At 69.7% G+C, this 25,919-nt stretch carries 19 protein-coding genes; 9 read left to right on the top strand and 10 right to left on the bottom strand.

Features of this window, described 5'->3' with window-relative positions; genetic code table 11:
* Nucleotides 1-435 precede the first annotated feature (435 nt).
* Genes ACZ5Y9_RS04030 through ACZ5Y9_RS03995 form a run of 8 tightly spaced genes read right to left on the bottom strand, consistent with a single transcriptional unit; the run spans nt 436 to nt 9,547 of the window.
* The gene (locus ACZ5Y9_RS04030; RefSeq protein WP_247623581.1) at nt 436-1,950 is read right to left on the bottom strand and encodes an aldehyde dehydrogenase (NADP(+)); all 1,515 of its coding nucleotides are present in this window, start codon (nt 1,948-1,950) and stop codon (nt 436-438) included.
* The gene (locus tag ACZ5Y9_RS04025; RefSeq protein ID WP_404597877.1) at nt 1,947-3,137 is read right to left on the bottom strand and encodes a fumarylacetoacetate hydrolase family protein; all 1,191 of its coding nucleotides are present in this window, start codon (nt 3,135-3,137) and stop codon (nt 1,947-1,949) included. Before ACZ5Y9_RS04025 ends, ACZ5Y9_RS04030 begins: the two co-directional genes overlap by 4 nt.
* Nucleotides 3,138-3,194: 57 nt before the next feature.
* On the bottom strand, nt 3,195-3,983 hold the full coding sequence (locus ACZ5Y9_RS04020) for an enoyl-CoA hydratase/isomerase family protein (RefSeq protein ID WP_464472357.1): 789 nt from the start codon (nt 3,981-3,983) through the stop codon (nt 3,195-3,197).
* Nucleotides 3,980-5,116, bottom strand: a complete 1,137-nt coding sequence (locus ACZ5Y9_RS04015; RefSeq protein WP_464472356.1) for a type 2 periplasmic-binding domain-containing protein — start codon at nt 5,114-5,116, stop codon at nt 3,980-3,982. The genes ACZ5Y9_RS04020 and ACZ5Y9_RS04015 overlap by 4 nt, the downstream gene beginning before the upstream one ends.
* Nucleotides 5,113-6,357: a CaiB/BaiF CoA transferase family protein gene (locus tag ACZ5Y9_RS04010; RefSeq protein ID WP_464472355.1), complete on the bottom strand. Its 1,245-nt coding sequence runs from the start codon at nt 6,355-6,357 to the stop codon at nt 5,113-5,115. The genes ACZ5Y9_RS04015 and ACZ5Y9_RS04010 overlap by 4 nt, the downstream gene beginning before the upstream one ends.
* 30 nt (nt 6,358-6,387) lie before the next feature.
* On the bottom strand, nt 6,388-7,440 hold the full coding sequence (locus ACZ5Y9_RS04005; protein ID WP_464472354.1) for a Gfo/Idh/MocA family protein: 1,053 nt from the start codon (nt 7,438-7,440) through the stop codon (nt 6,388-6,390).
* Nucleotides 7,437-8,393 (bottom strand): MBL fold metallo-hydrolase, encoded by a 957-nt coding sequence (locus tag ACZ5Y9_RS04000; RefSeq protein WP_464472353.1) that lies wholly within the window; start codon nt 8,391-8,393, stop codon nt 7,437-7,439. The genes ACZ5Y9_RS04005 and ACZ5Y9_RS04000 overlap by 4 nt, the downstream gene beginning before the upstream one ends.
* Entirely contained in the window at nt 8,393-9,547 is a 1,155-nt protein-coding gene (locus ACZ5Y9_RS03995) for a mandelate racemase/muconate lactonizing enzyme family protein (RefSeq protein WP_247623588.1), read from the bottom strand. Before ACZ5Y9_RS03995 ends, ACZ5Y9_RS04000 begins: the two co-directional genes overlap by 1 nt.
* 109 nt (nt 9,548-9,656) lie before the next feature.
* On the opposite strand from ACZ5Y9_RS03995, the gene ACZ5Y9_RS03990 reads away from it, so the two are divergent.
* The 8 genes from ACZ5Y9_RS03990 (at nt 9,657) to ACZ5Y9_RS03955 (ending at nt 18,797) form a co-directional block, all read left to right on the top strand.
* The gene (locus ACZ5Y9_RS03990) at nt 9,657-10,403 is read left to right on the top strand and encodes a FadR/GntR family transcriptional regulator (RefSeq protein ID WP_247623589.1); all 747 of its coding nucleotides are present in this window, start codon (nt 9,657-9,659) and stop codon (nt 10,401-10,403) included.
* A gap of 180 nt (nt 10,404-10,583) precedes the next feature.
* Complete coding sequence (locus ACZ5Y9_RS03985) at nt 10,584-11,849, top strand: ABC transporter substrate-binding protein (protein ID WP_247623590.1); 1,266 nt, start codon at nt 10,584-10,586, stop codon at nt 11,847-11,849.
* A gap of 4 nt (nt 11,850-11,853) precedes the next feature.
* Nucleotides 11,854-12,828, top strand: a complete 975-nt coding sequence (locus tag ACZ5Y9_RS03980) for a carbohydrate ABC transporter permease (RefSeq protein WP_247623591.1) — start codon at nt 11,854-11,856, stop codon at nt 12,826-12,828.
* Entirely contained in the window at nt 12,825-13,655 is an 831-nt protein-coding gene (locus tag ACZ5Y9_RS03975) for a carbohydrate ABC transporter permease (RefSeq protein WP_247633039.1), read from the top strand. The genes ACZ5Y9_RS03980 and ACZ5Y9_RS03975 overlap by 4 nt, the downstream gene beginning before the upstream one ends.
* A gap of 4 nt (nt 13,656-13,659) precedes the next feature.
* The gene (locus ACZ5Y9_RS03970; protein ID WP_464472352.1) at nt 13,660-15,804 is read left to right on the top strand and encodes a right-handed parallel beta-helix repeat-containing protein; all 2,145 of its coding nucleotides are present in this window, start codon (nt 13,660-13,662) and stop codon (nt 15,802-15,804) included.
* Nucleotides 15,805-15,827: 23 nt separating this feature from the next.
* Nucleotides 15,828-15,971 carry a hypothetical protein gene (locus ACZ5Y9_RS03965; protein WP_247623594.1) on the top strand — a complete coding sequence of 48 codons (144 nt, stop codon included), beginning with the start codon at nt 15,828-15,830 and terminating at the stop codon, nt 15,969-15,971.
* Nucleotides 15,972-16,033: 62 nt separating this feature from the next.
* On the top strand, nt 16,034-18,196 hold the full coding sequence (locus ACZ5Y9_RS03960; RefSeq protein ID WP_464472351.1) for an intein-containing Rv2578c family radical SAM protein: 2,163 nt from the start codon (nt 16,034-16,036) through the stop codon (nt 18,194-18,196).
* 61 nt (nt 18,197-18,257) lie between these two features.
* Complete coding sequence (locus ACZ5Y9_RS03955; RefSeq protein WP_464472350.1) at nt 18,258-18,797, top strand: YaeQ family protein; 540 nt, start codon at nt 18,258-18,260, stop codon at nt 18,795-18,797.
* Between the two features lie 372 nt (nt 18,798-19,169).
* Here the strand turns inward: ACZ5Y9_RS03955 and ACZ5Y9_RS03950 are convergent, their stop codons facing one another.
* A complete protein-coding gene (locus tag ACZ5Y9_RS03950; protein WP_464472349.1) occupies nt 19,170-21,428 on the bottom strand; it encodes a DEAD/DEAH box helicase in 2,259 nt (752 codons plus the stop codon).
* A 254-nt stretch (nt 21,429-21,682) separates the two neighbouring features.
* Between ACZ5Y9_RS03950 and ACZ5Y9_RS03945 the strand changes: the two genes are divergently transcribed.
* Nucleotides 21,683-22,570 carry an aldose 1-epimerase family protein gene (locus ACZ5Y9_RS03945; RefSeq protein ID WP_464472348.1) on the top strand — a complete coding sequence of 296 codons (888 nt, stop codon included), beginning with the start codon at nt 21,683-21,685 and terminating at the stop codon, nt 22,568-22,570.
* Between the two features lie 108 nt (nt 22,571-22,678).
* On the opposite strand, the gene ACZ5Y9_RS03940 is transcribed toward ACZ5Y9_RS03945, so the two are convergent.
* Nucleotides 22,679-25,915, bottom strand: a complete 3,237-nt coding sequence (locus ACZ5Y9_RS03940) for an efflux RND transporter permease subunit (protein WP_464472347.1) — start codon at nt 25,913-25,915, stop codon at nt 22,679-22,681.
* Nucleotides 25,916-25,919 lie beyond the last annotated feature (4 nt).

The raw sequence follows: 25,919 nt of genomic DNA, 5'->3' as shown, positions 1-25,919 counted from the left end.
GTCTCGTCACTGCGCTCGCTCAGGGACCGGTTCCTGAGCGAGCGCAGCGAGACGAAGGGCCCTCGCCCTCACCCAACGGAGGAGAACACACGCTCCGCAGGAGGCATCCGCCGTTTCGATCCTCCCGAACGCGAGAACTCCTCCTCAACGGATGCCGCGGGGCGGGGCCCTTCGACAAGCTCAGGGACCCAGTGGCAAACACCGGGACCCAGTTTCAGACGCTGGGTCGCTGAGCCTGTCGAAGCGTCCCCACGCGCGACTCGGGCGGAGAACTCCGCGTTGGGCGGAAGAATCCGCGCGAAAACTCCGCCCAACGGCAAGAACTCCTCCTCAACGGATGCCGCGGGGCGGGGTCCTTCGTCTCGTCGCCGCGCTCCTCGCTCAGGAACCGGTTCCTGAGCGAGCGCAGCGAGACGAAGGGTCCCGACGAGAGGGTCAGGCGCCGGCCAACTCCAGCACGCCGTCGACGCGGCGGGGCACATCGACCGCACCGTCGCGCAGCTCGGCGGGGAGCACGTCGGCCGGGGCATCCTGCCAGGCGAGCGGGCGCAGGAACCGCCGCAGCGCCGTCACGCCCACCGAGGTGTGCTGCGTGTTGGTCGCGGGCCAGGGGCCGCCGTGGTTCATGGCCCACGACACCCGCACCCCCGTGGGGTATCCGTCGTAGACGATGCGGCCGACGAGGTCGCGCGCGGCGTCGGTGAGCTCGCCGCGCACCTCGGCCTCCTCGGGCTGCGAGTGGATCGTGGCGGTCAGCGAGTGCGGCACGGCTTGCAGGGCCGCCGTGATCTCGCCCGTCGAGGCGTACCGCACGAGCACCACGAGGGGGCCGAACGCCTCCTCGGCGACCGCCGGAGTGACATCCGTCGCCGCGATCTCGAGCACCGCGGGCGTCAGCGAGAAACCGTCGGCTCCGGCGTGCGGGGTAACGAGGCTGCGCGCCCCGCCCTCGGCGATCAGCCGCTCACGGATCTCGTCGAACGCCCCGTGGATGCGCGAGTTCAGGAGGGTCTGCGCCGCGGAATCCTGCGCCCTCGTCACCACATCGGCGACGAGCGCGTCACCCTCGGCCCCGGCCGGCACGAAGGCGATGCCGGGCTTCGTGCACAGCTGCCCGGCCGATCCCGTGACCGACCCGAACAGACCCTCGCCGAGGGCCGCGGTGCGCGCGGACGCCGCCCCCGGCGTGATGACGAGCGGATTCAGGCTCGACAGCTCGCCGTAGAACGGGATGGGCGTCTCGCGCTCGTCGATGATCGCCTGCAGGATCTTGCCGGTCGACAGCGACCCCGTGAACCCGACGGCCGTGATGACCGGGTCGGCGACGAGAACGGCTCCCGCCTGCTGGCCGTAGACGATCCCGAACGTGCCCTCCGGCGCCCCGTACGCCGCGGCCGCGCGCACGAGCGACTCGAACGAGCGCTGCGAGGTCACCGGGTGCGAACTGTGCGCCTTGACGACGACCGGGTTGCCCGCGGCGAGCGCCGAGGCGGTGTCGCCGCCGATGACCGAGAACGCGAAGGGGAAGTTGCTGGCGCCGAAGACGGCGACGGGGCCGATCGGCACGAGCATCCGCCGCACATCCGGGCCCGGGCCGAGCGGTGTGTGGCCGGAGTGGTCGATGATCGCCTCGAGGTAGCCGCCCTCGTCGACGGCGTCGGCGAAGAGACGGAACTGGAAGGCGCTGCGCGAGAGCTCGCCGTTCAGGCGCGCCTCGGGCAGCCCGGTCTCGGCGAGAGCGGCGTCGACGAGCGCGGCGCGGTCGGCCTCGAGCCCGTCGGCGAGCGCGCGCAGGAGCCCGGCCCGCCAGGCGCGCGGACGCGAGCGCAGGTCGGCGAAGGCGGATGCCGCAGCGGCGGTGGTCGCAGCGACGACCGCGGCATCCGTCGCTTCGATGCCGGTGTCGGAGTGTGCGCCGGTGCGGGGATCGGTGGTCGTCAGGGTGGTCATGCGCTGGCCTTTCCGAGCAGTCCCCGCTGAGCGAGGCTGGTGATGAGCGCGCCGATGCCGACGCTCCAGGGGGCGAGATCCTCGCTGTGCTGCACCCGGTTGACGAGCGCGCCGAGGTGCGGCGACGAGATGCGCACGACGTCGCCGAGGTGGTGGGTGAAGCCGTGGCCGGGCTCGTCGCGGTCGTCGGTGGGCGCGAACATCGTTCCCAAGTAGAGCACGAAGCCGTCGGGGTAGGCGTGGTGGTCGCCCGACGCCTGCCGCACGAGATCGGCGGGGTCGCGGCTGATCTGCGCCATGTGCGATTCGGCCCGCATACCGAAGCCGTCGTCGCCCTCGACCGAGAGCGTGACCGATTCGGCGCGCACGTCGTCGAGCGAGAACCCTCCATCAAAGAGGCGGATGAACGGGCCGACGGATGCCGAGGCGTTGTTGTCCTTCGCGCGTCCGAGCAGCAGGGCCGAGCGCCCTTCGATGTCGCGCAGGTTGACGTCGTTGCCGAGCGTCGCCCCGACGATGTCGCCGCGCGAGGAGACGACGAGCACGACCTCGGGCTCGGGGTTGTTCCATCGGGATTCGGCGAGCACGCCGACGTCGGATCCACCGCCGACCGTGGCGAGCACGGGCGCCTTCGTGAAGATCTCGGCGTCGGGGCCGATGCCGACCTCGAGGTATTGGCTCCACAGTCCCGCGGTGATGAGCACCTGCTTGAGGCGGGCGGCCTCGGGCGATCCGGGCACGAGGTCGCGCACGTCACCGCCCAGCGCGTCGAGGATCGTGGCGCGGATGCCGTCGGCGGACTCGGCCTCGCCGCGCGCCTTCTCCTCGATGATGCGCTCGAGCATCGATACGGGGAAGGTCACGCCCGAGGCCTTGACGACCTGCAGGTCGATCGGCGAGAGCAGCCACGGGTGGGCATCGTCGCGGGTGTCGGGCGCGGTGTTCGCCCAGACGTCGGCGAACGCACCGAGTGACGGCCCGTCGGCGGCACGCGCGGCGGCTGCCGGGTCGGCGCTCTCGGTGAGCGCGGTCATCGTCGGGAAGGTGGCTGACAGGTCACGCAGGATGCCGTCGCGCAGCACCACCACGCTCGGGCCTGCCGGCGTCTGCACACGCCCGACGAGCAGGGCGTCGCTCGCATCGGCGGGAAGGATGCCGGCGGCGTCTCCGGTCCAGGTGTCGCTCATGTCTCTCCTCGGGAGGTCGGTCGGGAGCTCGGTCGATATCGGCGGGATCACCGGGCGTCAGCGCCGGTGGAAGACGCCGGGGCGCTTCTCGGCGAAGGCGGCGCGCCCCTCGGCGGCATCCTCGGTGGCGAAGGTGATGCCCTGCATCTCGCGCTCGTAGGCGATGGCCTGGTCCTGCGGCAGGTTGAACGCGGCGCGCAGGTTGGCCTTCGCGGCCTCGGCCGCGATCGGAGGACGCGAGGCGATCGTCGCGGCGAGCTCCTGCGCCCGGGCGAGCAGATCATCGGCGGGCACGACCTCGCTGACGAGACCCCAGGCGAGGGCGCGTTGCGCATCGATCGGGTCGCCGCTGAGCAGCATGAGGGCGGCGTTGCTCGCCCCGATGGAGTTCGCCAGCAGCACCGACATCCCTCCCCCGCCGATCCAGCCGAGCTTGATCTCCGGAGCGGCGAAGCTCGCGGTCTCGGCGGCGATGCGGATGTCGCACGTCAGCGACGCCTCGAGCCCTCCCCCGAACGCGTACCCGTTGATCGCGGCGATCACGGGCTTGCGTAGTTCGCGCAGCGCGTCGCAGTAGTCGCGGCGGTTGCGGAACTCCCACGGCGTCTCGTACCGGTCGAGGGTCGAGATGTCGCTGCCGGCGCTGAACGCGCGACCCGTGCCGGTGTAGACGACGGCCCGCACCTCGGGGTCGTCGTTGAGGCGGCGCACGATGCCCACGAGCTCGTCGCTCATGGCCTGGGTGACGGCGTTGAGCTTGGCGGGGCGGTTCAGGCGCACGGTCGCGACGTGCCCCTCTCGTGTGACGACGATCAACGGCTCGTCGGTGATGGCCGAGTCGGTCATGCGGTCTCCTTCTGCAGGCGGTCGTCGGCGGTCGCGGCATCGGGAGAAAGAGCGGCGAACCGCGCTTCGATCTCGTCGAGCACGTCGTCGGCATGTCGGCGCCCGGCGACGACATCGCGCACGAGAGCGGATGCCGCGGACTGGAACGGGATGTACCCGGCGATCCGGGGTCGCACCCACGACGCCTCGATGCTCGAGAGGGTGCGCGAGTAGAAGCCGTACGCGGCCTCGTCGACCGCGGCATCCGTCCACGCCGCGCGCAGGCCGGGCTGACCGTCGTGCGCGGGGATGAACCCGCGCTGCGCGTCGTCGCTGAGCAGGTGCTCCAGGTGCGCGAGCAGGGCGGGCGAGGGCGCGGAGCGACGGGTGATCGCGATGCCGGTGCCGCCGATCGTTGATCCGAGGCGTCCCGCGTGCGCCGGTGCGCGGTCGAAGGCGACGACCGGCGAGCTGTAGTTCACGTAGCCGTAGACGAGCGGGATGTACCCGATGTCGCCGCGGTCGCGCATCCGGTCGAGCAGACCGATCGGGTTGAGCAGTTCGGTGCCCGCGGGGGCGTGCACCGAGAGGCGGGCGAGCAGATCGAGCGCCCGCCGCGCGACGGCGAGGTCGAACAGTCCCTCTCCGCGTCCCGGGTCGTCGCCGAGCGACACCGCGATCGAGCAGAGCGACAGGAACGCGTGGGGGCCGGCCAGGCTCGTCGCGACGAGCCCGCGCTCGGCGAGAGCGAGAGCGTCGTCCCAGGTCTCGGGCGCCTCGGCGACGAGATCGCGGCGGCGCACCGACACCTGCGTCGCGGCATCCAGCGGCAGAGCCCACAGCCGCCCGTCGAGCGTGTACGAGGCGATGCTCGGCCCCACCGCGGCATCCGCCCATGCCGCGATCCGTGCGGTGTCGAACAGCTCGTCGAGAGGACGGATGCCGCCGCTCACGAGCGCGTCGCCGAGGTGCGGATGATCGAGCACGAGCAGGTCGTAGCGGCGGGCGAGTTCGTCGATCGGCGCGGACTCGAACCCCTCGAGCGACTGCACCTCCCAGCGCAGGGTGTCGCCGTCGCCGAGGTCGCCGGCCGCTGCCTCCAGAGCGTGACGGCCGCGCGGGTGATCCCAGGTCAGGCCGACGTAGTCGGTCACGACGGCACCGCACTCGAACCCACGGGCACCGGCACGGCGGTCTGCGCCACCGCGCCGGTATCGAGCAGCTCCTGCGTGCGCTCGGGCGAGACGCCCAGCTCGGCGAGGATCTCGGCCGTGTGCTCACCGGTGAGCGGGGCGCCGCGGTCGATGCGGGCGGGCGTCTTCGCGAACCGGTACGGGAACCCGGGTGTCTTGATGCGCCCCTCAGTGGGGTGGTCGTACTCGACGAACGTGCCGTTGTGGATGATCTGCGGGTCGGCCACGAGGTCTTCGTAACCGTAGACCGGACCCACCCACATGCCGGCGGGCAGCAGCGTGTCGAGCCAGTGCTGCGTGGAGCGCTCACGCAGGTGACGGGCCACCGTCGCATACAGCTCGTCGCGGTGCGTCCAGCCGTGCACCTCGGGGTCGAGACCAGCGAACGAGGGCTCGTCGAGCACCTCGCCGAGCTTCTCGAGGTCGGCGAACCCGAGCGCGAGGTAGCCGTCGCTCGTCGCGAAGACGCCGTAGGGGGCGCGGATGTAGACGTGCGCGTTCGGCTCGCTGCCGCGCTTCTGCGGCACCCCGCCGACCGTGTAGACGCTCAGCTCCTGCATCTGCAGGGTGGTGAGCGCGTCGAGCATGTTCACGGTCACGAGCTGCCCCTCACCGGTGCGCTCGCGGTGCAGCAGCGCCGCGAGCACGGCTTCGAACGCGGTCGATGCGGTGACGGCGTCCGCCAGGTACTGACCCGCCGGAGTCGGCGGCTCGCCCGCGCGCCCGGCCGACAGCATCGCGCCGCTCATGGCCTGCAGGATGAGGTCCTGGCCCGGACGGTCCTTGTAGGGCCCGTCCTCGCCGTAGCCCGACATCGAGACGTACACGAGCGAGGGGTTGATCGCCGCCAGACTCTCGTAGTCGAGGCCGAGACGCGCGGCGACCCCCGGGCGGTAGTTCTGCAGGAACACGTCGGCCCCGGCGATGAGGTCGCGCACGACCTCGCGCCCGGCATCCGACTTCAGGTCGACGGCCAGCGAACGCTTGTTGCGGTTGAGGGAGAGGAACGAGACGTTGATCTCGTTGCCCTGCGCGCCACCGGCCGAGGCGAAGCGCTGCCATTCGCCGGCGGTCGGCTCGACCTTGATGACGTCGGCGCCCAGGTCGCCGAGGCGCTGCGCGGCGAAGGGCCCGGCCATCGCGATCGAGCAGTCGATGACACGGTATCCGTCGAGGATTCCGCGGGTGGGGGTGTCGGACATGTCGTTCCTCTGGTTGTCAGACGGGCGTGATCAGACGGCCGTGTCGGCGCCGCCGGCGGCCGACGAGCGCAGGAGCGCATCGATCAGCTCGACCGAGCGGGCGGCGACGGTCACATCGGAGTTGTTCTCGCGGCTCGCACCGGTGATCAGCTCGATGAAGCGGGCCGGCGGCACGAGGCATTCGTACTCGCCCTCCCCCTCGGGGATCACAAGCTCCTCGCGGCGGCCGTCGTAGCGGCTGAGGGTCACGCGCTCGCGCTCGACGTCGATCATGAGCACGCCCTCGGTGCCGAACAGGCGGATGTCGACCTGGTACTTGTCGCCGTCGGCGAGCGTCGCGGCCCCCGATAGCGACCCCAGCGCCCCGCCCTCGAAGCGGATCACTCCCGCGTCGAACAGGTCGACCGGCGCCCCGGCGGTGATCGCACGACCGGCGACGGATGCCGCGCGCAGCCCCGTGAGCCAGAACAGCAGCGCCGAGGAGTGGGTGATCTGGCCGTGCGCATACCCGCCGCCGTGCTCGGGGCTCGACCACGTGGTCGGGTCGGGAGCGGTGTCGGAGTTCCAGCGCTCGAGCATGTGCGTCGGGTCGGTGCCGAACAGTCCGCGCGTGGGGGACGCCATATGGCACAGGGCGTACTGGATCTCGCCGACCGCCCCGGCATCGAGCATCCGCTTGGCCGCCACCGTGAACGGCTTGTAGTTCCAGCCGTAGGGCACGAGGAAGACGGTGCCGGCGCGCCCGGCGCGGGCGGCGAGATCCCACGCCTCGTCGGCGTGCAGGGTCATCGGCTTCTCGCACAGCACGTGCAGTCCACGGTCGAGCGCTTGTGCGGCGAGCGGGTGGTGCAGATCGTGCGGGGTGGAGATCACGACCGCGTCGATGTCGGCATCCAGCAGTTCCGTCGCGTCCTCCGTCGCGAACCCGAAGCCGAACTTCTCGCGCACGGCTTCGAGCCCGTCGCCCTTGCCGCAGACGCCCACGAGCTCGACGTCGTCGCGCGCCGCGAACAGCGGGAAGTGATTGCTCGTCGCCCACCAGCCGGCACCGATCGCGCCGAGGCGCACCGTCGCGGCGGTCATACGACCCACCGCCAGGTGCGGATGCCGTCGCGATCACCCTCGGCGACACGGCCCTGCTGCGCGAGGCGCTCGAGATTGCCGGTCATCGGGAAGATCAGATACTCGGCCGCAGCTGCGGGCCACGGCCCCAGATCGGCTGCCGCGCGCCGGATGAGTTCGAGCGAAGTGAGCTCCTCCCCGCCGGCGAGAACCTGTTCGATCACCCGGTCGACGCGCTCGACGTACGCGAGCGAGTCGTCGAGGAACCCGGCCACCGCCGCGCCCTCGTACACCGGGTAGTGGGCCGTGAGCAGCAGCTCGGCGTCGAGGGCGCGCAACCGACGGATGCTGTCGACGTACCGGGCCGTGTCGCGATAGGTGGGCGGGAACGCGGCCCGACCGTCGGCCGTCGGCACCGTCTCGCCGAGCACGGCATCCGAGATGAGGAGGGTGCCGTTCGCGGCATCCCACAGTGCCAGGTGCCCCGGGGAGTGCCCCGGCACCGCGAGCACCTCGATCGTGCGGTCGCCGAGATCGAACGTCTCGCCGCCGTCGAGGGCTCGCGCCACCGGCACGAGACCGGTCGAACGCCGCACCTCGGCGGTCGTCTCGGGCGGGTCGTCGAAGCCGTCGCGGACGGCGAACTCGCCGTAGCGCCCGGCGATGAGCGCCTCGACGTCCTCGGTCATGGCGACATCGGCGCGCCCGGCCAGGAACTCGGCATGCGGAGCGGCCGCGGCGAGCGCCGCGTTGCCGCCCGTGTGGTCGAAGTCGCAGTGCGAGCTGACCACCCAGCGCAGGTCGGCGAGATCGAACCCGATCTCCTCCAGCGTCGGCAGCAGGGTGCCGGGCACGGAGTCGGCGACACCGGTGTCGAACAGCAGGGCGCCCTCAGGGCCGGTGAGCAGGTACATCGCGATGAAGCGCTCGCCGAGCGGCGCCTGGATGCGGTGGATGCCGTGACGCACCTGCATCATTCGCTCCAGGTGCCGTGGTCGATCAGGCGGAGTCCGGCGCGCTTCGAGCGCACATGGGGCCCGGCCGGCTCCTGCCAGGTGGCCTCGCTGCGGGCCTTGAGGATGAGCGCCTCGTCGACCTCGATGCCGACGCCCGGACGGTCCCCGAGCACGACGCCGCCGTCGGCGAACTCCTGATCGAGCACGAGACCGAACGGCGCCCCGAGATCCTGCACCTCGGCCGACAGGTGATTCGGCACGGCCGCCGCGGCCGCCGTCACGGTGTGGTTCGCGGTGAGCCCGACGGGGCTGACGGGCAGATCGCGGGCGTGCGCGGCGATCGCCACGCGCAGGAAGTGCGTGACGCCCCACACCGCCCCCGCCTGCACGATGTCGGCACCGCCGGCGTCGAGAAGGGGACGGTACTGCTCGAGCCCGGTGAGGTTCTCGCCGGTGGCGACGGAGGCCTTGATCGCCGCGCTCAGGCGCGCATGCCCCGCGGCATCCCACCGCCGCAGCGGCTCCTCGACCCAGGTGAGGTCGATGCGCTCCTCGAGCGCGCTGACGTGCCGGACGGCCTGCTTGAGGTTCCACGACTCGTTGGCGTCGAGCATGAGCGCAGGCGCCGCGCCGCCGGCCTGGAGCACGTCGGTGAGGATGCCGAAGCGGCGCAGATCCGCCTCGACGTTTCGCCCGCCCTTGAGCTTGGCGGCGGTGTAGCCGCGCTCGCCGAAGCGGCGGTAGAGGGCGGCGAGCTGCTCGTCGTCGAGTGCGGCGTCGAGGCCCGAGGCGTAGCCGGGCACGAAGCGGTCGCCCGCTCCGAGCAGACGCCACAGCGGCTCACCCGCGAGCTTGGCCTTGATGTCCCACAGCGCGGTGTCGAAGGCGCCGATGCCACCGAAGGTCGCGCCCCCGTGCGACGACTTGAACACCCGCGCGAGCATGGCGTCGTAGAGGGTGGTGACGGCGCGGGGGTCCTGCCCCTCGAGGGCGGGGAACAGGCGCTCGAGGTCGGCGTGCGACCCCATGCCGACACCCTCGATGCCCTCGTCGGTCTCGAGGATCACGAGCGGCACGTCGGTGACGCCGGATGCGATGAACCCGTTGACGTCGCCGACGGGGCGCCCCCAGTCGTGGACGGTGCGCAGCGTGCGGTAGCCGGTGATCTTCATGTCGCCCTTGAGTGTGAGAGATCGAATGTGAAAACAACATACATCATATGTCTGTCGTTTCGCGAGTGTCCCCTGCCGCCCCATTCCGGAGGTCAATAGAGTGTCAGGCATGACCCCGCCCGCAGACGCCACCACCGCCGGTCGCGCACGCACCCCCATCGATCGCATCGGCGCGACCGTGCTGAACGAGCTCGTCCAGTCGATCGTCACCGGGGAGTACGCACCGGGCGACCTGCTGCCGCCCGAGAGCGTCATCAGCGTGCAGTTCGGTGTGAGCCGCACCGTCATCCGCGAGACGATGAAGCGCCTGCAGGAGAAGGGCATGGTCACGGTCGCCCAGGGGCGCGGCACCCACGTGAATCCCTCCACGAGCTGGAACGTGCTCGACCCCTCGGTGCTCACCGCCATGATCGAGAACGACTCGACCCTCGGCGTGCTCGACGACCTCAGCGTGGTGCGCGGGGCGCTCGAAGCGGCGATGGCCGCCGCCGCCGCCCGCGCGGTCGACGACGACGCCCGCACCCGCCTGCGCGAGAGCCTGGAGACGATGGAGGCTCACGTCGACGACTCGGCGGCATTCCGCGAGGCCGACGTGAAGTTCCACCTCGCCGTGATGGAGCTCGCCGACAACGGTCTCGCCGAGAACATCGCGCGCGTGCTCATCGCTCATGCGGTGGGCAGCGACCGCTTCACCGGTGTCGACCCCGCGCATGCGTTCGAGCTGACCCTCGCCGAGCACACCGCGATCCTCGAGGCGATCTCGGCCGGCGACGCCGAGGCCGCGCGCCTCGCGATGAGCGAGCACATCCTCGGCTCGTGGTCGCGCCGCCGCCTGCCGTCGAAGAAGCGTTCCTGACGGAGGCGCCGGGGCCCTCCTCCGCCGCGCAACCCTTCGCACGACCCTCAGCACGACCTAAAGAACATCAGTCATGTGATGTTTGCTTGATCGTTTTCGTAAGACGTAGTATGTTTCGACGCAAGGCCTGCACCCTCGGGTCCCTGCAGCAACTTCCCTATCAATGTTGAGAGGATCGCAATGAAGCGAAGGATCGCCATCCCCGCCGCCATCGGCGTGGCGGCACTGGCACTCACCGGATGCGGTGGAGCATCGCCGAACGGATCGACCGGCGGAGGCTCGGGCACGAGCGACAAGCTCGTCGTCTGGAACTGGGGCGACGCTGACGAGGCCGCGGCCGCATACACCGAAGACGTCAAGGCGGCGTTCGCCGAGAAGCACCCCGACGTCGAGGTCGAGATCGTCAACCAGCCGTTCGACCAGTACTACACGCTGCTCGGCAGCGCGATCGAGGCCGGCACCGGCCCCGACGTCGCCCTGTTCAACGGCGGCACGCAGCTCAAGAGCCGCGCCGACTCCCTCATCCCCGTCACCGACGAGCTCGCCGACCTCGAGGACACCCTCGCCGGCTGGCCCGCTTTCCAGGCCGACGGCGAGACCTATTCCGCCCCGATGTTCCTCCAGGGCTTCCCGATCTACTACAACAAGGCCCTCTTCACCGAAGCCGGCCTCGACGCCGACAACCCGCCCCAGACCTGGGACGAGCTGGCGGCCGCCTGCACCTCGATCACCGAGAAGACGGATGCCTCGTGCTTCGCGCTCGGCAACAAGGAGGGCCTCGGCATCGAGTTCTTCCTCTCGGGCTTCGGCTCGGGCGTCTTCACCCCCGAGGAGTACGACGCCTGGATCGACGGCGACCGCGACTGGACGAGCGAGCATGCGGTGCAGGTCTTGCAGATGTGGGCCGACACCGCTGCCGACGGCTGGTACAACGAGGGCGCGAACTCCACCGCGATGTTCAACGACTCGTTCGACCTGTTCTCGGGCGGCAAGTCGGCCATGGTCATCGGACTCATGAGCGGCACGGCGCACTGGAAGCAGTTCGACGAGTTCCTCGGCGAGGATCTCGGGTTCATGATGCCGGTCACCGTCAACGACGGCACCACCCTGGCCCTCCCGGCCGAGGGCGGCATCGGATACGGCGTGCTCAACGAGGACAAGAAGGAGCTCGGCGTCGACTGGATCAAGGCCACGGTCGACCACGACGCCCTCGCCGCCTACTCGCTCGCGGGCGGTCAGATCACGTCCGACACGACCATCGAGCTCGACACCGACATCGTGTCGGCGAACGACATCGTCGCGGAGTCGGCGGGCAGCAAGCCGCTGCTCCACACCGCCCTCGAGGCCGAGACGCTCGACCTGCTGCACCGCCTCGGCCAGCAGCTGCTCGGCGGCGAGGTCACCGTGCAGGACGCCGCAGCCCAGCTGGCAGCGTCGGAGGGCTGATCCCTTGGCGATCGACACCACCTCGACCCGGACCCTCGTTCTCGCGAACAAGGGTCCGGGCCGCGGCCGCCGGGAACGCGGCGCACGCCGCGATCTCGGCCAGCCGCTGCGCAAGAAGCCGTGGACGTCCGAACGGCTCGCGCCCTACCTCATGGTGCTGCCGGTCATCCTCATCCTCGCGGTCTTCCGCCTCTACCCCCTCCTGCTCGGCGTGAACTTCTCGTTCACGGGAGACAAGGAGCTCAACGGGCAGTTCGTCGGCCTCGACAACTACCTCACCCTCCTCGGCGACGCCCGGTTCCAGGCATCCGCCCGCAACGTGCTGGTCGTGCTGCTGTTCGTGCCGATCCAGGTCTTCGTCGCCGGCATCCTCGCTACCTTCGTCTTCCTGAAGATCCCGGGCCACCGCTTCTACCGCAGCGTGTACTTCCTGCCGGTGGTGCTCTCGCCGATCATCATCGGCGCGATCTTCAACATCCTGCTCGCCGCGAACGGTCCGATCAACGGCGCCCTGAACACCATCAACATCCCGGGCGTCGACTGGCTCGGCCTCCCCACCACGGCGTTGCCCTCGGTGCTCGTCGTGCACATCTGGGCGACGTTCGGCATGGCGTTCACGATCTTCCTCGCCGGTTTCGCGACCCTCGACGCCGAGCTGCTCGACGCCGCGAAGATCGACGGCGCCAACCTCTGGCAGCAGATCGTGCACGTCATCATCCCGAGTCTCAGCCAGACCATCCAGTTCGTGTTCGTCACGACCACGATCGGCATGCTCACCGGCCTCTTCGGCCTGCTGTACACGATGACCGCCGGCGGTCCGGGGGCGGCGAGCTACCTGCCCGAGTTCCTCATCTGGAAGCTCAACGGCGAGGCCCGCCCGGCGCTCGCGTCCGCGGCATCCGTCTTCCTGCTGCTGATCGTGCTCGTCATCGGCCTGATCCAGATCCGCGTGCTGCGTCGCGCCACGAAGGAGGCATGATGCGCCGCGAACGCCTGGGCAAGTGGATCATCGCCGTACCGATGATGCTGCTCGCGATCGCCACGATCGCACCGATGCTCTACGGCCTGAACATCTCGCTCAAGACGCGCAAGGACTACGTCCTCGATCGTCTCGGGGTCACGCAGACCTTCAACGTGCAGAACTTCTTCGACGCGTGGAACAACGCCGACATGGGCCGCTACTTCGCGAACACGATCATCGTCACCGTGTTCTCGGTCGCGATCCTGCTCGTGCTCGCGTCGATGTGCGGCTATGCGCTCAGCCACCTCACCTTCCGCGGCAGCAAGGTCGCGTTCCTCATCATCCTCGCGATGATGATGATCCCGTTCCAGGTGATCATGGTGCCGACGATCAAGGTGCTCAGCGACATGGGACTGATCAACACCTTCCCCGGTCTGATCGCCGCGTACGTGGCGCAGTTCCTGCCGTTCACCGTGTTCTTCATGACCTCCTACTACTCGGGCATCCCGAAGGAGCTCACCGAGGCGGCGCGCGTCGACGGCAACGGCCTGTTCGGCGTGTGGGCGCGCATCATGATCCCGGTCGGCAAGCCGGCGCTGATCTCGATGGGCATCCTGAACGCGCTGTTCGTCTGGAACGACATCCTCATCGCACTGCTGATCATGCAGTCGCCGCAGAACCGCACCGTCATGGTCGGCGTGAGCGCGCTGCGCGGCCAGTACCCCGACAACGTGCCGACGTACATCGCCGGCGTGCTGCTGGCGGTGCTGCCGATCATCATCGTGTACCTGATCTTCCAGCGGCAGATCTCGGCCGGCGTCACGGCCGGAGCTACGAAGGGCTGATCCCATGAGCACCGACCGGATCGAGGTGTACGTCGACCCGGAGGGGTCGCCTTACGCCGACGGCTCGCACGGCTACCCCGCGAACGACCTGGCGCACGGCCTCGCCCTCGTGCGGGCACGGCGCGAGCCGGGTCAGCGGGCCGTGATCTGGATGGCCGGAGGCGAGTACCGGCATCACGAGCCCGTCTCGTTCACGGCATCCGACTCCTTCACCGCGGTGGTGGCGACGGATGCCGCGAACCCGCCGGTGCTGCGCGGATCCGTGCGCCTGACGGGCTGGCGTCCGGTGACGGTGAACGGGGTCGCGGCCTACGCCGCGCCTTCGCCGCGGGCGGCGGCCCGGCGGCTCTACGTCGACGGCGTCGCGGCGGCGCGCCCCCGGCATCCGCGCGAGGGATTCCTGCGCGTCGAGCAGCAGCAGGGCCTTGACCCGGCGGGCAGCTTCGTCGGCACGCTGTTCGACGGGGCGGCGTCGTTCCGCTTCGCCGAGGGCGACATCCCCGAGCTCGCGCAGCAGCTCGCGGTCGAGGTCGTCGTGCCGCACTACTGGGTGCAGGAGCGGATGCCGATCACCGCGATCGACCGCGACACCCGCACCCTCACGAGCTCGCTGCGCAGCATCTTCGCGCTGCGCGACGATGCCGCGAAGCTCTTCGCGCGCTACTGGCTCGACAACGTCGCCGAGCGCTTCGGCGAGGTCGCCGGCGAGTGGTATCTCGACGTGACCGGCGAGCTGGTCGGCGCGTCGGGTCCGCACGTGCTCTACCTGCCGGAGCCCGGCATCGACATCGACGCGCTCGACGTGCGGATGCCCGTGACCGACGCCTTCGTGACGCTCGACGGCACCGACGACGCGCCCGTACGCGAGGTGCGGTTCGAAGGTATGCACTTCGCGGAGGCGGACTTCGAGGTCGTGCCGCCCGCGGTGCCGCCGTTCGGGGTACGCGAAGACCCGCAGTTGCCGTCGGCTGGCCGGTACGCGGCCGACGTGCAGGCGGCGAGCACCGTCCCCGCCGCCGTACGATTCGACTTCGCCCGCTCGTGCGCGCTCATCGGCGGCGGCATCGCACGCGTCGGCGGCTACGGCGTGAGCCTCGGCCCCGGCACGCGCGGGGCGCTCATCAGCGGTGTCTCGTTCAGCGATCTGGGGGCCGGGGCCGTGCGCTCGGGCGGAGGGATCGATGCCCTGGCGGCGGAGTACAACCGCGCGAACGAGGTCTCCGACTGCACGATCGCGCGCGGCGGTCAGGTCTATCCCAACGCCGTCGCCGTGCTCTTCCAGCACGGATCGCACAACGTGATCGCGCACAACGAGATCAGCGATCTCCTCTACTCCGGCATCTCGGTCGGCTGGATGTGGGACTATCTGCACAGCCCGTCCGAGGGCAACCTCATCGAGGGCAACCACATCCACCACCTCGGCCAGGGGCTGCTCAACGACATGGGCGGCGTCTACCTGCTCGGCATCGCGCCGGGCACGGTCGTGCGCGGCAACCACATCCACGACATCGAGTGCGCGAACTACGGCGGCTGGGGGATCTACCTCGATGAGGGCTCGTCGCACGTGGTGATCGAGCAGAACGTGGTGCACGACGTGTCGAGCCAGGCCTACCACCAGCACTACGGGCGCGAAGTGATCATCCGCGACAACGTGTGGGCGTTCGGTCGCAACGGGCAGGTGTCGATCACCCGCCCCGAAGAGCACGTGTCGTTCACGTTCCACCGCAACATCGTGGTGGGCGAGGGCATGCCCGCGTTCATCGGCTACCCCGACCACCGCGACCTGCGGCGCTTCGGGATCGACAGCGACCTGAATCTGTTCTGGGATGCGACGCCGCTCGACGGAGCGGTGCGGGCGGCGAACGCCGATCGCTCGACGGGACCGGATGGGCGGGTCGGTTTCGAGATCGTCGAGCGCCTCGACGACGAGTGGGCGGCACTCGGTCACGACCGGCACTCGATCACCGCCGATCCGCTGTTCATGGATGCCGCAGCGCGCGATCTGCGCGTGCGGGAGGGGTCGCCGGCGGGGGGTCTCGGCATCCGGGTGCCGGATGTGCGCGGCGCCGGGCCGCGACCGGTGTCGGAGCGACGGCATCCGCTGGGTGCGCCGACCGGCATCGACCCGTTCCTGCCGACCCGGGGGTAGGCGGACGTCCGTAGGCTGAGGAGATGGACGCGCACGTGCCGAACCCCCTGGTCTGCCCGACCTGCGGTGGAGCACTGACGTTCGAGATCCTCGACGACGAGCGCTTCCTCGTCGTGTGGTCGTGCGTGGAGTGCGGGTTGATCCGGGCGACCGAACCGACGGGATAGCCTCTTCGTCATTTTCTTCGAACCTCGCTTGCATTAATTTCGGATGCATGTTCGAATGAAGCATGCGTTGGCAGGGACAGAAGCTCGGAGAGACGGATGCCGCGGCACTCCCCGGTCTCGAAGACCGGTCGAGCGTGCTGCGGTCGGTGACGACCCCCGAGTTCGCCGGGGTGACCTTCCACGAGGTGCTCTCGAAGTCGGCGCTCAACCACGTTCCCGGCGCATCGCGCATGCCGTTCGCCTGGACGATCAACCCCTATCGGGGATGCAGTCATGCGTGCGTCTACTGCGTCTCGCCGGACACGTTGATCCTCTGCGCCGACGGGCGCCAGCGCCCCCTACGCGACCTGGAGATCGGTGACCAGATCATCGGCACCGAGCGCGAGGGCGCGTACCGCCGCTATGTGCCTACCGAAATCCGCGCCAAGTGGTCGACCCGCAAGGCGGCGTATCGGGTGACGCTGGCCGACGGCACCGAGATCATCGCGAGCGGGGATCACCGATTCCTGACCGAGCGCGGATGGAAGCACGTCACCGACGCAGAGTCCGGGCAGAGACCACACCTCACCACGAACAACCGGTTGTTGGGGTTCGGCATCGGGCCGGCGGGGGCAGACATCGATCAGACGAGCACCGATTATCGACGCGGTTACCTGGCCGGGATGATTCGTGGAGACGGAATGATCTTCCACGGCACCTATCCCAGCCCGGAGCGGGTGCGGAAGGTACACATGTTCCGCCTGGCGCTGGTCGATCCGGAGGCTCTCGACCGGACTCGGGAGTTCCTCGAAGCTGAGGATGTGCCGACGAGGACCAGACCATTCGCCGCTCAGACCGAGACTCGGAGCGCGGCGAACGCGATTCACACGGCGGCTCGGGCGGGAGTCGAGCGGATCGAGCAACTCATCCTCTCGCCCGAGGAACCGAACGAGAGCTGGTTCGCTGGATTCCTCGGCGGCATCTTTGATGCGGAAGGGAGTTGTTCGCGCGGAGTGCTCCGCATCTCGAATGGGGATCCCGAACTCATCCGCCTGATCGAGCAGGGCATGCGCGCCTTCGACGTTCCCCACATCGTCGAAGGCGCGCGCGCTAACGGAGTCCGCGACGTGCGCGTGACGGGCGGGCTACCCAGCCGCCAGAGGTTCTTCGCGATCGCCTCACCTGCCATCACGCGAAAACTCGACATCATCGGAACCGCTGTGAAAACGGCATCCGATCTCCGGGTCGTGTCGATCGAACCCCTCGGTGAAGTGCAGGACCTCCTCGACATCACGACCGGGACCGGCGATTTCGTCGCCAACGGAGTCATCAGCCACAATTGCTTCGCCCGCGGGACGCACGAGTACCTCGACCTCGACGGCGGGTCGGACTTCGACTCTCAGATCGTGGTCAAGGTGAACGTCGTCGAGGTGCTCGAGCGCGAACTGCGCAAGGGCAGCTGGCAGCACGAGACCGTGGCTCTCGGCACGAACACCGATCCCTACCAGCGGGCCGAGGGGCGCTACAAGCTCATGCCCGGGATCATCGAGACGCTCGCGGCATCCGGCACCCCGATCTCGATCCTCACGAAGGGCACGCTGATCCGCCGCGACATCCCTCTGCTCGTGAAGGCTGCGCAGCGCGTGCCGATCGACGTGCAGATGTCGATCGCGATGTACGACGACGAGCTGCAGAAGGCGATCGAACCGGGAACCCCGAGCACGCAGGCGAGGCTCGACACGGTGAAGGCGCTGTCGGATGCCGGTTTCCCCGTCACCGTCTTCCTGATGCCGATCCTGCCGCACATGACCGACTCGGTCGACGCGATCGCGCATGCGCTCGAGCGCATCAAAAAGGCGGGCGCGCGCACGGTGATCTACGGAGCGTTGCACCTGCGGCCGGGTGTGAAGCCGTGGTTCTTCCAGTGGCTCGGAGAGCACCGGCCCGACCTCGTCTCGTCGTACCGCGGCCTCTACCCGGGAGCGTCCGCCGAGGCGCCGAAGCCCTATCGGCAGTGGCTCGCGAAACGGGTCAAACCGCTGATCCGGCTGCACGGCCTCGACGCGCGCCACGAAGACGACTACCCCCGGCGCGGATTCCGTCCGGGACAGGGCCACGTCGAGTCGATCTGGCGTCAGGACGGAGCGCCGACGACGGGGCGGGCACCGGGCAGTCCGAGCCCGGCCGTCACCTTCCGGACCACCGGTTCGGCGACCTCGGCCGCCGCGCAGCCCATGCTCTTCTGAGGGTGGGCTGCGGCATCCGCTGGTCGGGGCGGAGCGCCGCAGGCCCGTAGGCTCGGTGACTATGGCTACCGGCTCCACCATCCACACGTTCGACGTGCAACTCGCAGACACCGACCGCGGGGTCTACGAGGACTATTCGCTGCGCGTGGCGAGGCATCCGTCCGAGACCGACGCCTACATGATCACCCGCATCCTCGCCTACGGCCTCGAGCTTGCCGAGGGCATCGGATTCAGCGAGGGCATCTCGAAGACCGATGAGCCGGCCGTTCTCGTCCGCGACCTCACCGGCGCGATCACCGCCTGGATCGAAGTCGGCGCCCCCGACGCCGAACGCCTGCACTACGGCAGCCGCCTCGCCGAGCGCACCGTCGTCTACACGCACCGCGACCCCGAGAAGGTCATGCTCCCCTGGGCCGGCAAGCGCATCCACCGCTCCGAGGACCTGCGCGTGTTCAGCTTCGACCCCGGGTTCATCGACCAGGTCACGCCGCACATCGAGCGCCGCAACACGCTCACCCTCACGGTCACCGAACAGGTGCTCTACCTCGACCTCAACGGCGCCAACCTCACCACCGCGATCCACGAGCACGAGCTCGGGTAGCCCCCCCCTGAGGGGTCAAGACACGCCGCAGCCCCGGCATCCGATACGGAGTGCCTCGACCCCTCGCGGTGCCGCACCGTCCGCGCCCTGGGGAGGAGATCTCTCGTTCCACAGGAGCCTCTCGCGGATCCGCTCCTGCGCATCGTGCGCTCTCCTCCGTTACGCGCACCCGCCCGCCCGGCCCGCACAACTTCGGAGATCGGACGAGACACCCCGCGCCGGCAGCCCTGCAGTCCGGCGTGTCGCCTCAGAACTCCGAAGTTGTGCCGCGGCTCACGCGCGAGGGGTCGAAAAAGGCCGGGTCGGATGCTTCCGACCCGGCCTTTCGTGACCCCTCAGGTCACGCGACCCTCAGCGGCGCACGCCCGCGGCTCAGCGGGTGAGCGCCTCGGCGGTGGGGGTGCGACCGGTGATCTCGTCGATGATGTCGTCGTCGATGCGCGCGTTCTCGAACGGCGCGTCGATCTCGGCCCGGTCGAGCAGCTCGGTCATACGACGCTGACGCTGACGCGTGATGAGCGTGACGACGCGGCCCGAGCGACCGGCGCGGCCGGTACGGCCCGAACGGTGCAGGTACGTCTTGTACTCGTCGGGAGCGTCGGCCTGCACGACGAGATCGATGTCGTCGACGTGGATGCCGCGGGCGGCGACATCGGTGGCGACGAGCACGTTCACACGGCCCGAGGTCAGACGCTCGAGGTTGCGCGTGCGCTTGGCCTGGTTCAGGTCTCCGTGCAGCGAGACCGCGGGGATGCCGGCGTCGTCGAACTGCTCGGCGAGCATGTCGGCGTAAGCGCGGGTGCGGGCGAAGACCAGCGTCTTGCCCTCGCGGTCGACGAGTGAGGTGAGGATCTCGGCCTTGTCGCGGTGCTCGATCACGAGCACGCGGTGCTCGATCGTGCTGGACTCCTGGTCTTCACCGGCGACCTCGTAGACGGCCGGGTCGACGAGGAACTCGTCGACGAGAGCCGCGACCTCGCGGTCGAGCGTCGCCGAGAACAGCAGCTTCTGGCTGCCGTCGGCGGTGTGACGCAGGATGCGCTGCACGGGCTCGACGAATCCGAGCTCGCACATGTGGTCGGCCTCGTCGAGCACCGCGATGCGGCAGTCCGAGAGGTCGAGCTTGCCCTGGCTGATGAGGTCCTCGACGCGACCGGGGGTGCCGATCACGATGTCGACGCCCTTCTTGAGCGCGCCCACCTGGCGACCCTGCGGCACGCCGCCGTAGATCTGGGTGGTGAAGAGACCCACGCTGCGGGCGATCGGCTGGATCGTGCGGTCGATCTGCAGGGCGAGCTCACGAGTCGGAGCGAGGATGATCGCGCGCGGCGAACGACCGAACTCACGACGCTTGCCGGCCTGCGACTGCAGCACGCGCTCGACGAGCGGGGCACCGAAGGCGATGGTCTTGCCGGAGCCGGTGCGTCCACGGGCGAGCACGTCGCGCCCGCCGAGCACGGCCGGGATGCTGGCCGCCTGGATCGGGAACGGCGTCGCCGCGCCCATGCCGGCGAGGGTCTCGACGATGTTCGAGCCGAGGCCCAGGTCGCCGAAGCTCACCCCGTCGACCTCGACGGCTGCGACGGACTTCGCCTCGAGGCGCTCGTGCACGACGTCGTCGGTCGGCTCGAAGGCCGCCTTCGGCTTGGCGTTCCAGTCGTTGCGGCCGGGGCGCGCGTCACGGCTCGGACGCTCGTCGCGGCGCGGGCGGTCGGTGCGGTACGCGCCACCGGTCGAGGGACGGCTGCGCTCGCCCGGTGCGTCGTAGGAGCGCTGCGTGCGGTCGCGGTCGAAGGCGCGGCGGGCGCGGTCGGCATCGTACGAACGCTCGGGGCGATCGGATGCCGCACGGTCGTTGAAACGAGGGCGCTCGGCGCCACGGTCGTTGTACCGAGGGCGCTCGGCACCCCCACGGTCGTCACGACGCGGACGCTCGTCACGGTCGAACCGAGGACGCTCGGCACCACGGTCGTTGAACCGGGGACGCTCTGCGCCGCCACGGTCGTCACGACGCGGACGCTCGTCACGGTCGAGCCGGGGGCGGTCGGCACCGCGGTCGTTGAACCGGGGACGCTCTGCGCCGCCACGGTCGTCACGACGCGGACGCTCGTCACGGTCGAAACGAGGACGGTCAGCACCACGATCGTTGAACCGCGGACGCTCGGCGCCACCACGGTCGTCGCGACGCGGGCGGTCGTCGAAGCGGCGGCCGGCCGACGGGCGGTCGTTGTAGCGGGGGCGCTCGGAGCCGCCCTCGAAACGGGGACGCTCGTCGCGACGGTGCGGCGCCTCACGGCGGCCCGACTCGGCGCGGTTGCGGATGCTGCGGGCCTCGTCACGACCGGCGCGCTCCTGCGCACCCCAGCGCTGCTTCGGAGCGCCCGACTCGGCCTCGGCCGGACGGTAGCCGCGGTGGCCGGCGCTACGGCTTCCGGGACGACGGTCGTACCCACCTGCGGCGGGAGCGGAGCGGCGGTCGCCGGCATCCGATCGTGCGCCGCGCTCGTCGCGGCCGCCGTCACGCGACGATGCGCCGCGGTGACGGTCGTGGAAGGAGGTCTTGTTCGCGCCGTAGCGCGGCTCGAAGTTGCGAGCGGCGCGGCCGCCCTGGGGCTTCTTGTTCTTCGGCATGTGTGTCTTTCGTTCTCGCACGAGAACAGCACGGCGCACGCGGAGAAGCACCCGTGGATCAGGGGTGCCGGACGCTCAAGGGCCGGGGCCATTCATGTGATGGTTGAATGCGCGTCGATGGACGCTCACCATCGGCCCCTGGACTCACACTTCAAACAGGTAAAACGTCCGCGCGCTGCGCGGGTGTCCGAAGCCGACTTCCCCAGTGTACCCGCCGCACCTGAAAGACTCCCCCGCGGCCATACGATGGCGAGGTGAATCCCACCGGCATCCAGGTCTCCCTCCGTCGCGGCGACGTCACCGCGCAGATCGCCCAGGTCGGCGCCTCGCTGCGCGCGCTGCGCATCGGCGACGTCGACCTGATCTCTCCGTATCCGCTCGATCAGCCGACTCCGGGGTGCTCGGGCGTCGTCCTCGCACCCTGGCCCAACCGCATCCGCGACGGGAGATGGAACGACGAGGGCACCGACCGTCAGCTCGCGATCACCGAGCCGAAGTTCGGCAACGCCAGCCACGGACTCCTGCGGTTCGCCGCCTACGAGATCGAGCAGACGGATGCCTCGGCCACCCTGCGCGCGACGATCGTGCCGCAGACCGGCTACCCGTACCTCATCGAGACCTCGGTCACCTACGCCCTCACCGACTACGGCGTCGCGGTGACGCACACGCTCACGAACCGATCGGAAACCGCGGCCCCCGTCGCCCTCGGAACGCACCCGTACGTGACCATCGGCGATGTCTACGCGCACGACCTCGTGCTCCGCGTGCCGGCGTCGACCGCTTTCGAGACCGACGAGCGGATGCTGCCCACCGGCACCCGTGCGGTCGAGGCAGCTCTGCGCGACGGCATCCGCCTGGGCGATGCGAAGCTCGACACCGGTTTCACCGATCTCGCGCGCGACCCCGACGGACGCGTGCGGCACTCGCTGACCGCTCCCGATGGCCGCCGCCTCACGCTCTGGCAGGGTGAGGGCTTCGATTTCGTGCAGGTCTACACGGCGACGAACTACCCCGGCCACGACCTGGCCGTCGCGATCGAACCGATGACCGCACCCGCCGACGCGTTCAACAGCGGCATCGGCGTCCGTCGCCTCTCTCCGGGCGAGACCTGGACCCTCGGCTGGGGCATCTCGCTGGGCTGACTCTCCGGCAGACGCGTGCAATAACTCAGGACGATCGACCCGAAAGGCCCCGGATCCGACGCTTTCACGCGGATTCGGGGCCTTTCGTCCTGAGTTAGGGACAGCGCATCACTGCGACAGCCACGGGCGCTCGCGCAGTTCCCGGCGGCTGAGCGTCGCTCCGTGCGCAACGACCGACACCTCGGCCTCGGTGAGCTCCAGCTCGTCCACCGCCACCGCGGACCCCGCCGAACCCGCATCGGGCCCCTCCGGCGCATCCGGGGCGGAGTCCGTCGGCGCGGCATCCGCTCCCCCGCCCTTGCGGGCCTGGCGCCGCTCCTTCGCACCCTCGACGAGGTTGTAGAGCGTCGGCAGCACGATCAGCGTGAGCACGGTCGACGAGATGAGTCCACCGATCACGACGATCGCGAGCGGCTGCGAGATGAACCCTCCGTGCCCGGTGATGCCGAGCGCCATCGGGGTGAGGGCGAGGATCGTCGCGAGCGCCGTCATGAGGATCGGCCGCAGACGCTTCTCCGATCCGGCCTGCACGGCGGCGACCGTCGACAGACCCTTCTCCCGATACTGGTTGACGAGGTCGACGAGCACGATCGCATTCGTCACCACGATGCCGATGAGCATCAGCACACCGATCAGCGAGGCGACACCGAGCGGCACGCCCGTGATGATCTGCAGCAGGATCGCACCGGTGGCCGCGAACGGCACCGACACGAGCAGCAGCAGCGGCTGGCGCAGCGACTTGAAGGTCGCGACCATCACCACGTAGACGATGAGGATCGCGGCGAGCATCGCCAGACCCAGCTGTGAGAACGAGTCGGCCTGCTGCGAGGCGACGCCGCCGATCTCGGCGGACGCGCCCGCGGGCAGGTCGACCGCGGCGAGCGCAGCGGAGACGGATGCCGTCGCCACCGCGAGATCGTCGGATGCCGGGGGCACGGTGATCGTGGCGGTGCGCTGCCCCTGCTCGGTGGTGATCGAGGTGGGGCCGTTGCGCTGCTCGACCGTGGCGATGTCGCTGAGCGCGACCGGGCCGAGCTGCGTCGGGATCGTCAGTTCGCGCAGCGCCTCGACCGTGGCCGGCGGCTCGGAGGTGACGAGGTACACGGTGAGTGCGGTGTCGTCGATCTCGACCGAGCCGAGCTGCTGCGGGCGCATCGTGTTCGACACGATCGCTCCGACGGCGACCTCCGAGAGCCCGCGCTGGGCGGCGGCCTCACGGTCGACGACCACGGCGATGTAGGGCAGGGCGGCGGCGAGGTTGTCGCTCACCTGATCGATGCCGTCGCGCCCGTCGAGCTCGTCCATCACGGCGGTGGTCGCCGTGGAGAGGTCGTCGCCGTTCGAGGCCGAGACCGTGATCTCGATGTCGCTCGAGCCGAACCCGGCCGACGAGGCCACCGACACGTCGCCCACGTCGGAGAGACCGTCGATCGCGTCCTGCACATCGGCGCGCAGCTTCTCCTGGTCGGCGCTCTCATCGGTGAGCACCGAGTAGGTCACGCCCGAGGATCCGCCCGAGAACGCGTCGCGCACCGAGGAGCCGCTCGACCCGATCGAGGCCTGCACATGCTCGATCCCGTCGATGCCGCTGAGTGCGTCCTCGACCTTGATCGCGGCATCGGACTTGGTCTCGAGGCTGGCCGTCGGGCCGAGGTCCTGCGTGATCGTCATGGTGTTCTGACCGGAGTCGCCGAGGAAGTTCTGCTTCATGAAGGGGGCCGCGGCGAGGGTCGCACCGAGCACGACGACGGCCAGCACGACGGTGACGCCCGAGTGCTTGAGCGTCCAGCCGAGGATCGGGCGGTACGCCTTCTGCAGGCGGGTGGGCGGAGCATCCTGGTGCTCGGGGTCGATGGCTGCGCCGTTCTCGTCGAGCAGCGGCTTGCCGGGCTTGAGGAACCAGTACGCGAGCACCGGCACGATCGTCAGCGAGACGAGGAGCGACGCGATCATCGCGATCGACACGGTCATCGCGAACGGCCGGAAGAGCTCGCCGACCATGTCGCCGACGAACACGATCGGCAGGAAGACGGCGACCGTGGTGATGGTGGATGCCGTGATCGCCATAGCGACCTCGCGCACCGCGAGCCGGATCGCATCGCCCTTGTCGGCGTCGCCGACGTAGTGCCTCTTGATGTTCTCGATCACCACGATGGAGTCGTCGACCACGCGGCCGATCGCGATCGTGAGCGCGCCCAGGGTGAGGATGTTCAGCGAGTACCCGAAGGCCTGCAGACCGATGAAGGTGACGAGCACCGAGGTCGGGATCGAGATCGCGGTGACGAGCGTCGAGCGCACCGACATCAGGAACAGCAGGATGACGAGCACGGCCATCACGAGTCCGAGCAGGCCCTCGACCGCGAGCGTCTCGATGGACTGCTCGATGAACGGCGCCTGGTCGAAGATCACGGTGAACGTGGCGTCGGGGAACGCCTCGCCGATCTCGTCGAGCGCGGCGATGACCCCGGCCGACACCTCGACGGTGTTCGCGGCGGGGAGCTTCGTGATCGAGATCGACAGCGCATCCTGGCCGTCGACGCGCGAGATCGAGCTGACCGGGTCGGACTCCTGGACGACGGTCGCGACGTCGCCGACGGTGAGGTCGGTGCCGACGAGCGGCAGGGCGGCGATCTCGTCGACCGAGGCGATCTTCGCGCCGGTCTGCACGGTGAGCGTCTCGCCGTTCTCGGTGATGTCACCGCCGGGGAACAGCGTGCCGTTCTGTTCGAGCGCGTCGCTGATCGCCTGGGTGCTCTGACCTGCGGCGGCGAGCGCCGCGACGTCCGGGGTGATGGTGATGCGCTGGCCGACCCCGCCGACGATCTCGGCGGCGTTCACGCCATCGACGTCTTCGAGCTCGGGGATCGCGACGGTCTCGAGCTCGGCCTGCGCGTTGTCGGCGTCGTCGAAGCCCGACACGGCGACCTGGATCACCGGGAGGTCGTTGATCGAGATCGCGAGCACCTGCGGGTCGATGTCTTCGGGCAGCGTCGACGAGATGCGGTTGATCGCCTGCTGCATCTTCTGCTCGGCGGTCGCGAGGTTCGTGCCGTACGTGAAGCTCGCCTGGATGATCGAGGCGTTGGTGGTGCTCGTGGCGGTGGTCGACTCGAGGTCGGGCACGCCCTGGATCGCCGCCTCGATCGGCGTCGAGACGTCGTTCTCGACGACCTCCGGCGAGGCGCCGGGGTAGGTGGTCATCACGACGAGCGCGGGCAGCTCCAGCGAGGGGATGAGTTCCTGCTTGAGGTTCGTGAGCGCGAGCCCACCGAAGACCGCGGCGACGATCGTGATCAGGGCGATGAGCGCGCGGTTCTTGAGGCTCAGGACGGCGAGTTTCGACAAGGTT

Source organism: Microbacterium sp. T3-8, from assembly GCF_055398145.1.
Note: the sequence above shows the minus strand (reverse complement) of the source record. Positions and strands in the feature narration are given on the sequence as shown.

Bases quoted from the DNA above. Each gene is read 5' to 3' on its own strand.
- ACZ5Y9_RS04030 (WP_247623581.1), bottom strand. From the start codon at position 1,950: ATGACCACCCTGACGACCACCGATCCCCGCACCGGCGCACACTCCGAC.
- ACZ5Y9_RS04025 (WP_404597877.1), bottom strand. From the start codon at position 3,137: ATGAGCGACACCTGGACCGGAGACGCCGCCGGCATCCTTCCCGCCGAT.
- ACZ5Y9_RS04020 (WP_464472357.1), bottom strand. From the start codon at position 3,983: ATGACCGACTCGGCCATCACCGACGAGCCGTTGATCGTCGTCACACGA.
- ACZ5Y9_RS04010 (WP_464472355.1), bottom strand. From the start codon at position 6,357: ATGTCCGACACCCCCACCCGCGGAATCCTCGACGGATACCGTGTCATC.
- ACZ5Y9_RS04005 (WP_464472354.1), bottom strand. From the start codon at position 7,440: ATGACCGCCGCGACGGTGCGCCTCGGCGCGATCGGTGCCGGCTGGTGG.
- ACZ5Y9_RS04000 (WP_464472353.1), bottom strand. From the start codon at position 8,393: ATGCAGGTGCGTCACGGCATCCACCGCATCCAGGCGCCGCTCGGCGAG.
- ACZ5Y9_RS03995 (WP_247623588.1), bottom strand. From the start codon at position 9,547: ATGAAGATCACCGGCTACCGCACGCTGCGCACCGTCCACGACTGGGGG.
- ACZ5Y9_RS03990 (WP_247623589.1), top strand. From the start codon at position 9,657: ATGACCCCGCCCGCAGACGCCACCACCGCCGGTCGCGCACGCACCCCC.
- ACZ5Y9_RS03985 (WP_247623590.1), top strand. From the start codon at position 10,584: ATGAAGCGAAGGATCGCCATCCCCGCCGCCATCGGCGTGGCGGCACTG.
- ACZ5Y9_RS03975 (WP_247633039.1), top strand. From the start codon at position 12,825: ATGATGCGCCGCGAACGCCTGGGCAAGTGGATCATCGCCGTACCGATG.
- ACZ5Y9_RS03970 (WP_464472352.1), top strand. From the start codon at position 13,660: ATGAGCACCGACCGGATCGAGGTGTACGTCGACCCGGAGGGGTCGCCT.
- ACZ5Y9_RS03965 (WP_247623594.1), top strand. From the start codon at position 15,828: ATGGACGCGCACGTGCCGAACCCCCTGGTCTGCCCGACCTGCGGTGGA.
- ACZ5Y9_RS03960 (WP_464472351.1), top strand. From the start codon at position 16,034: ATGCGTTGGCAGGGACAGAAGCTCGGAGAGACGGATGCCGCGGCACTC.
- ACZ5Y9_RS03955 (WP_464472350.1), top strand. From the start codon at position 18,258: ATGGCTACCGGCTCCACCATCCACACGTTCGACGTGCAACTCGCAGAC.
- ACZ5Y9_RS03950 (WP_464472349.1), bottom strand. From the start codon at position 21,428: ATGCCGAAGAACAAGAAGCCCCAGGGCGGCCGCGCCGCTCGCAACTTC.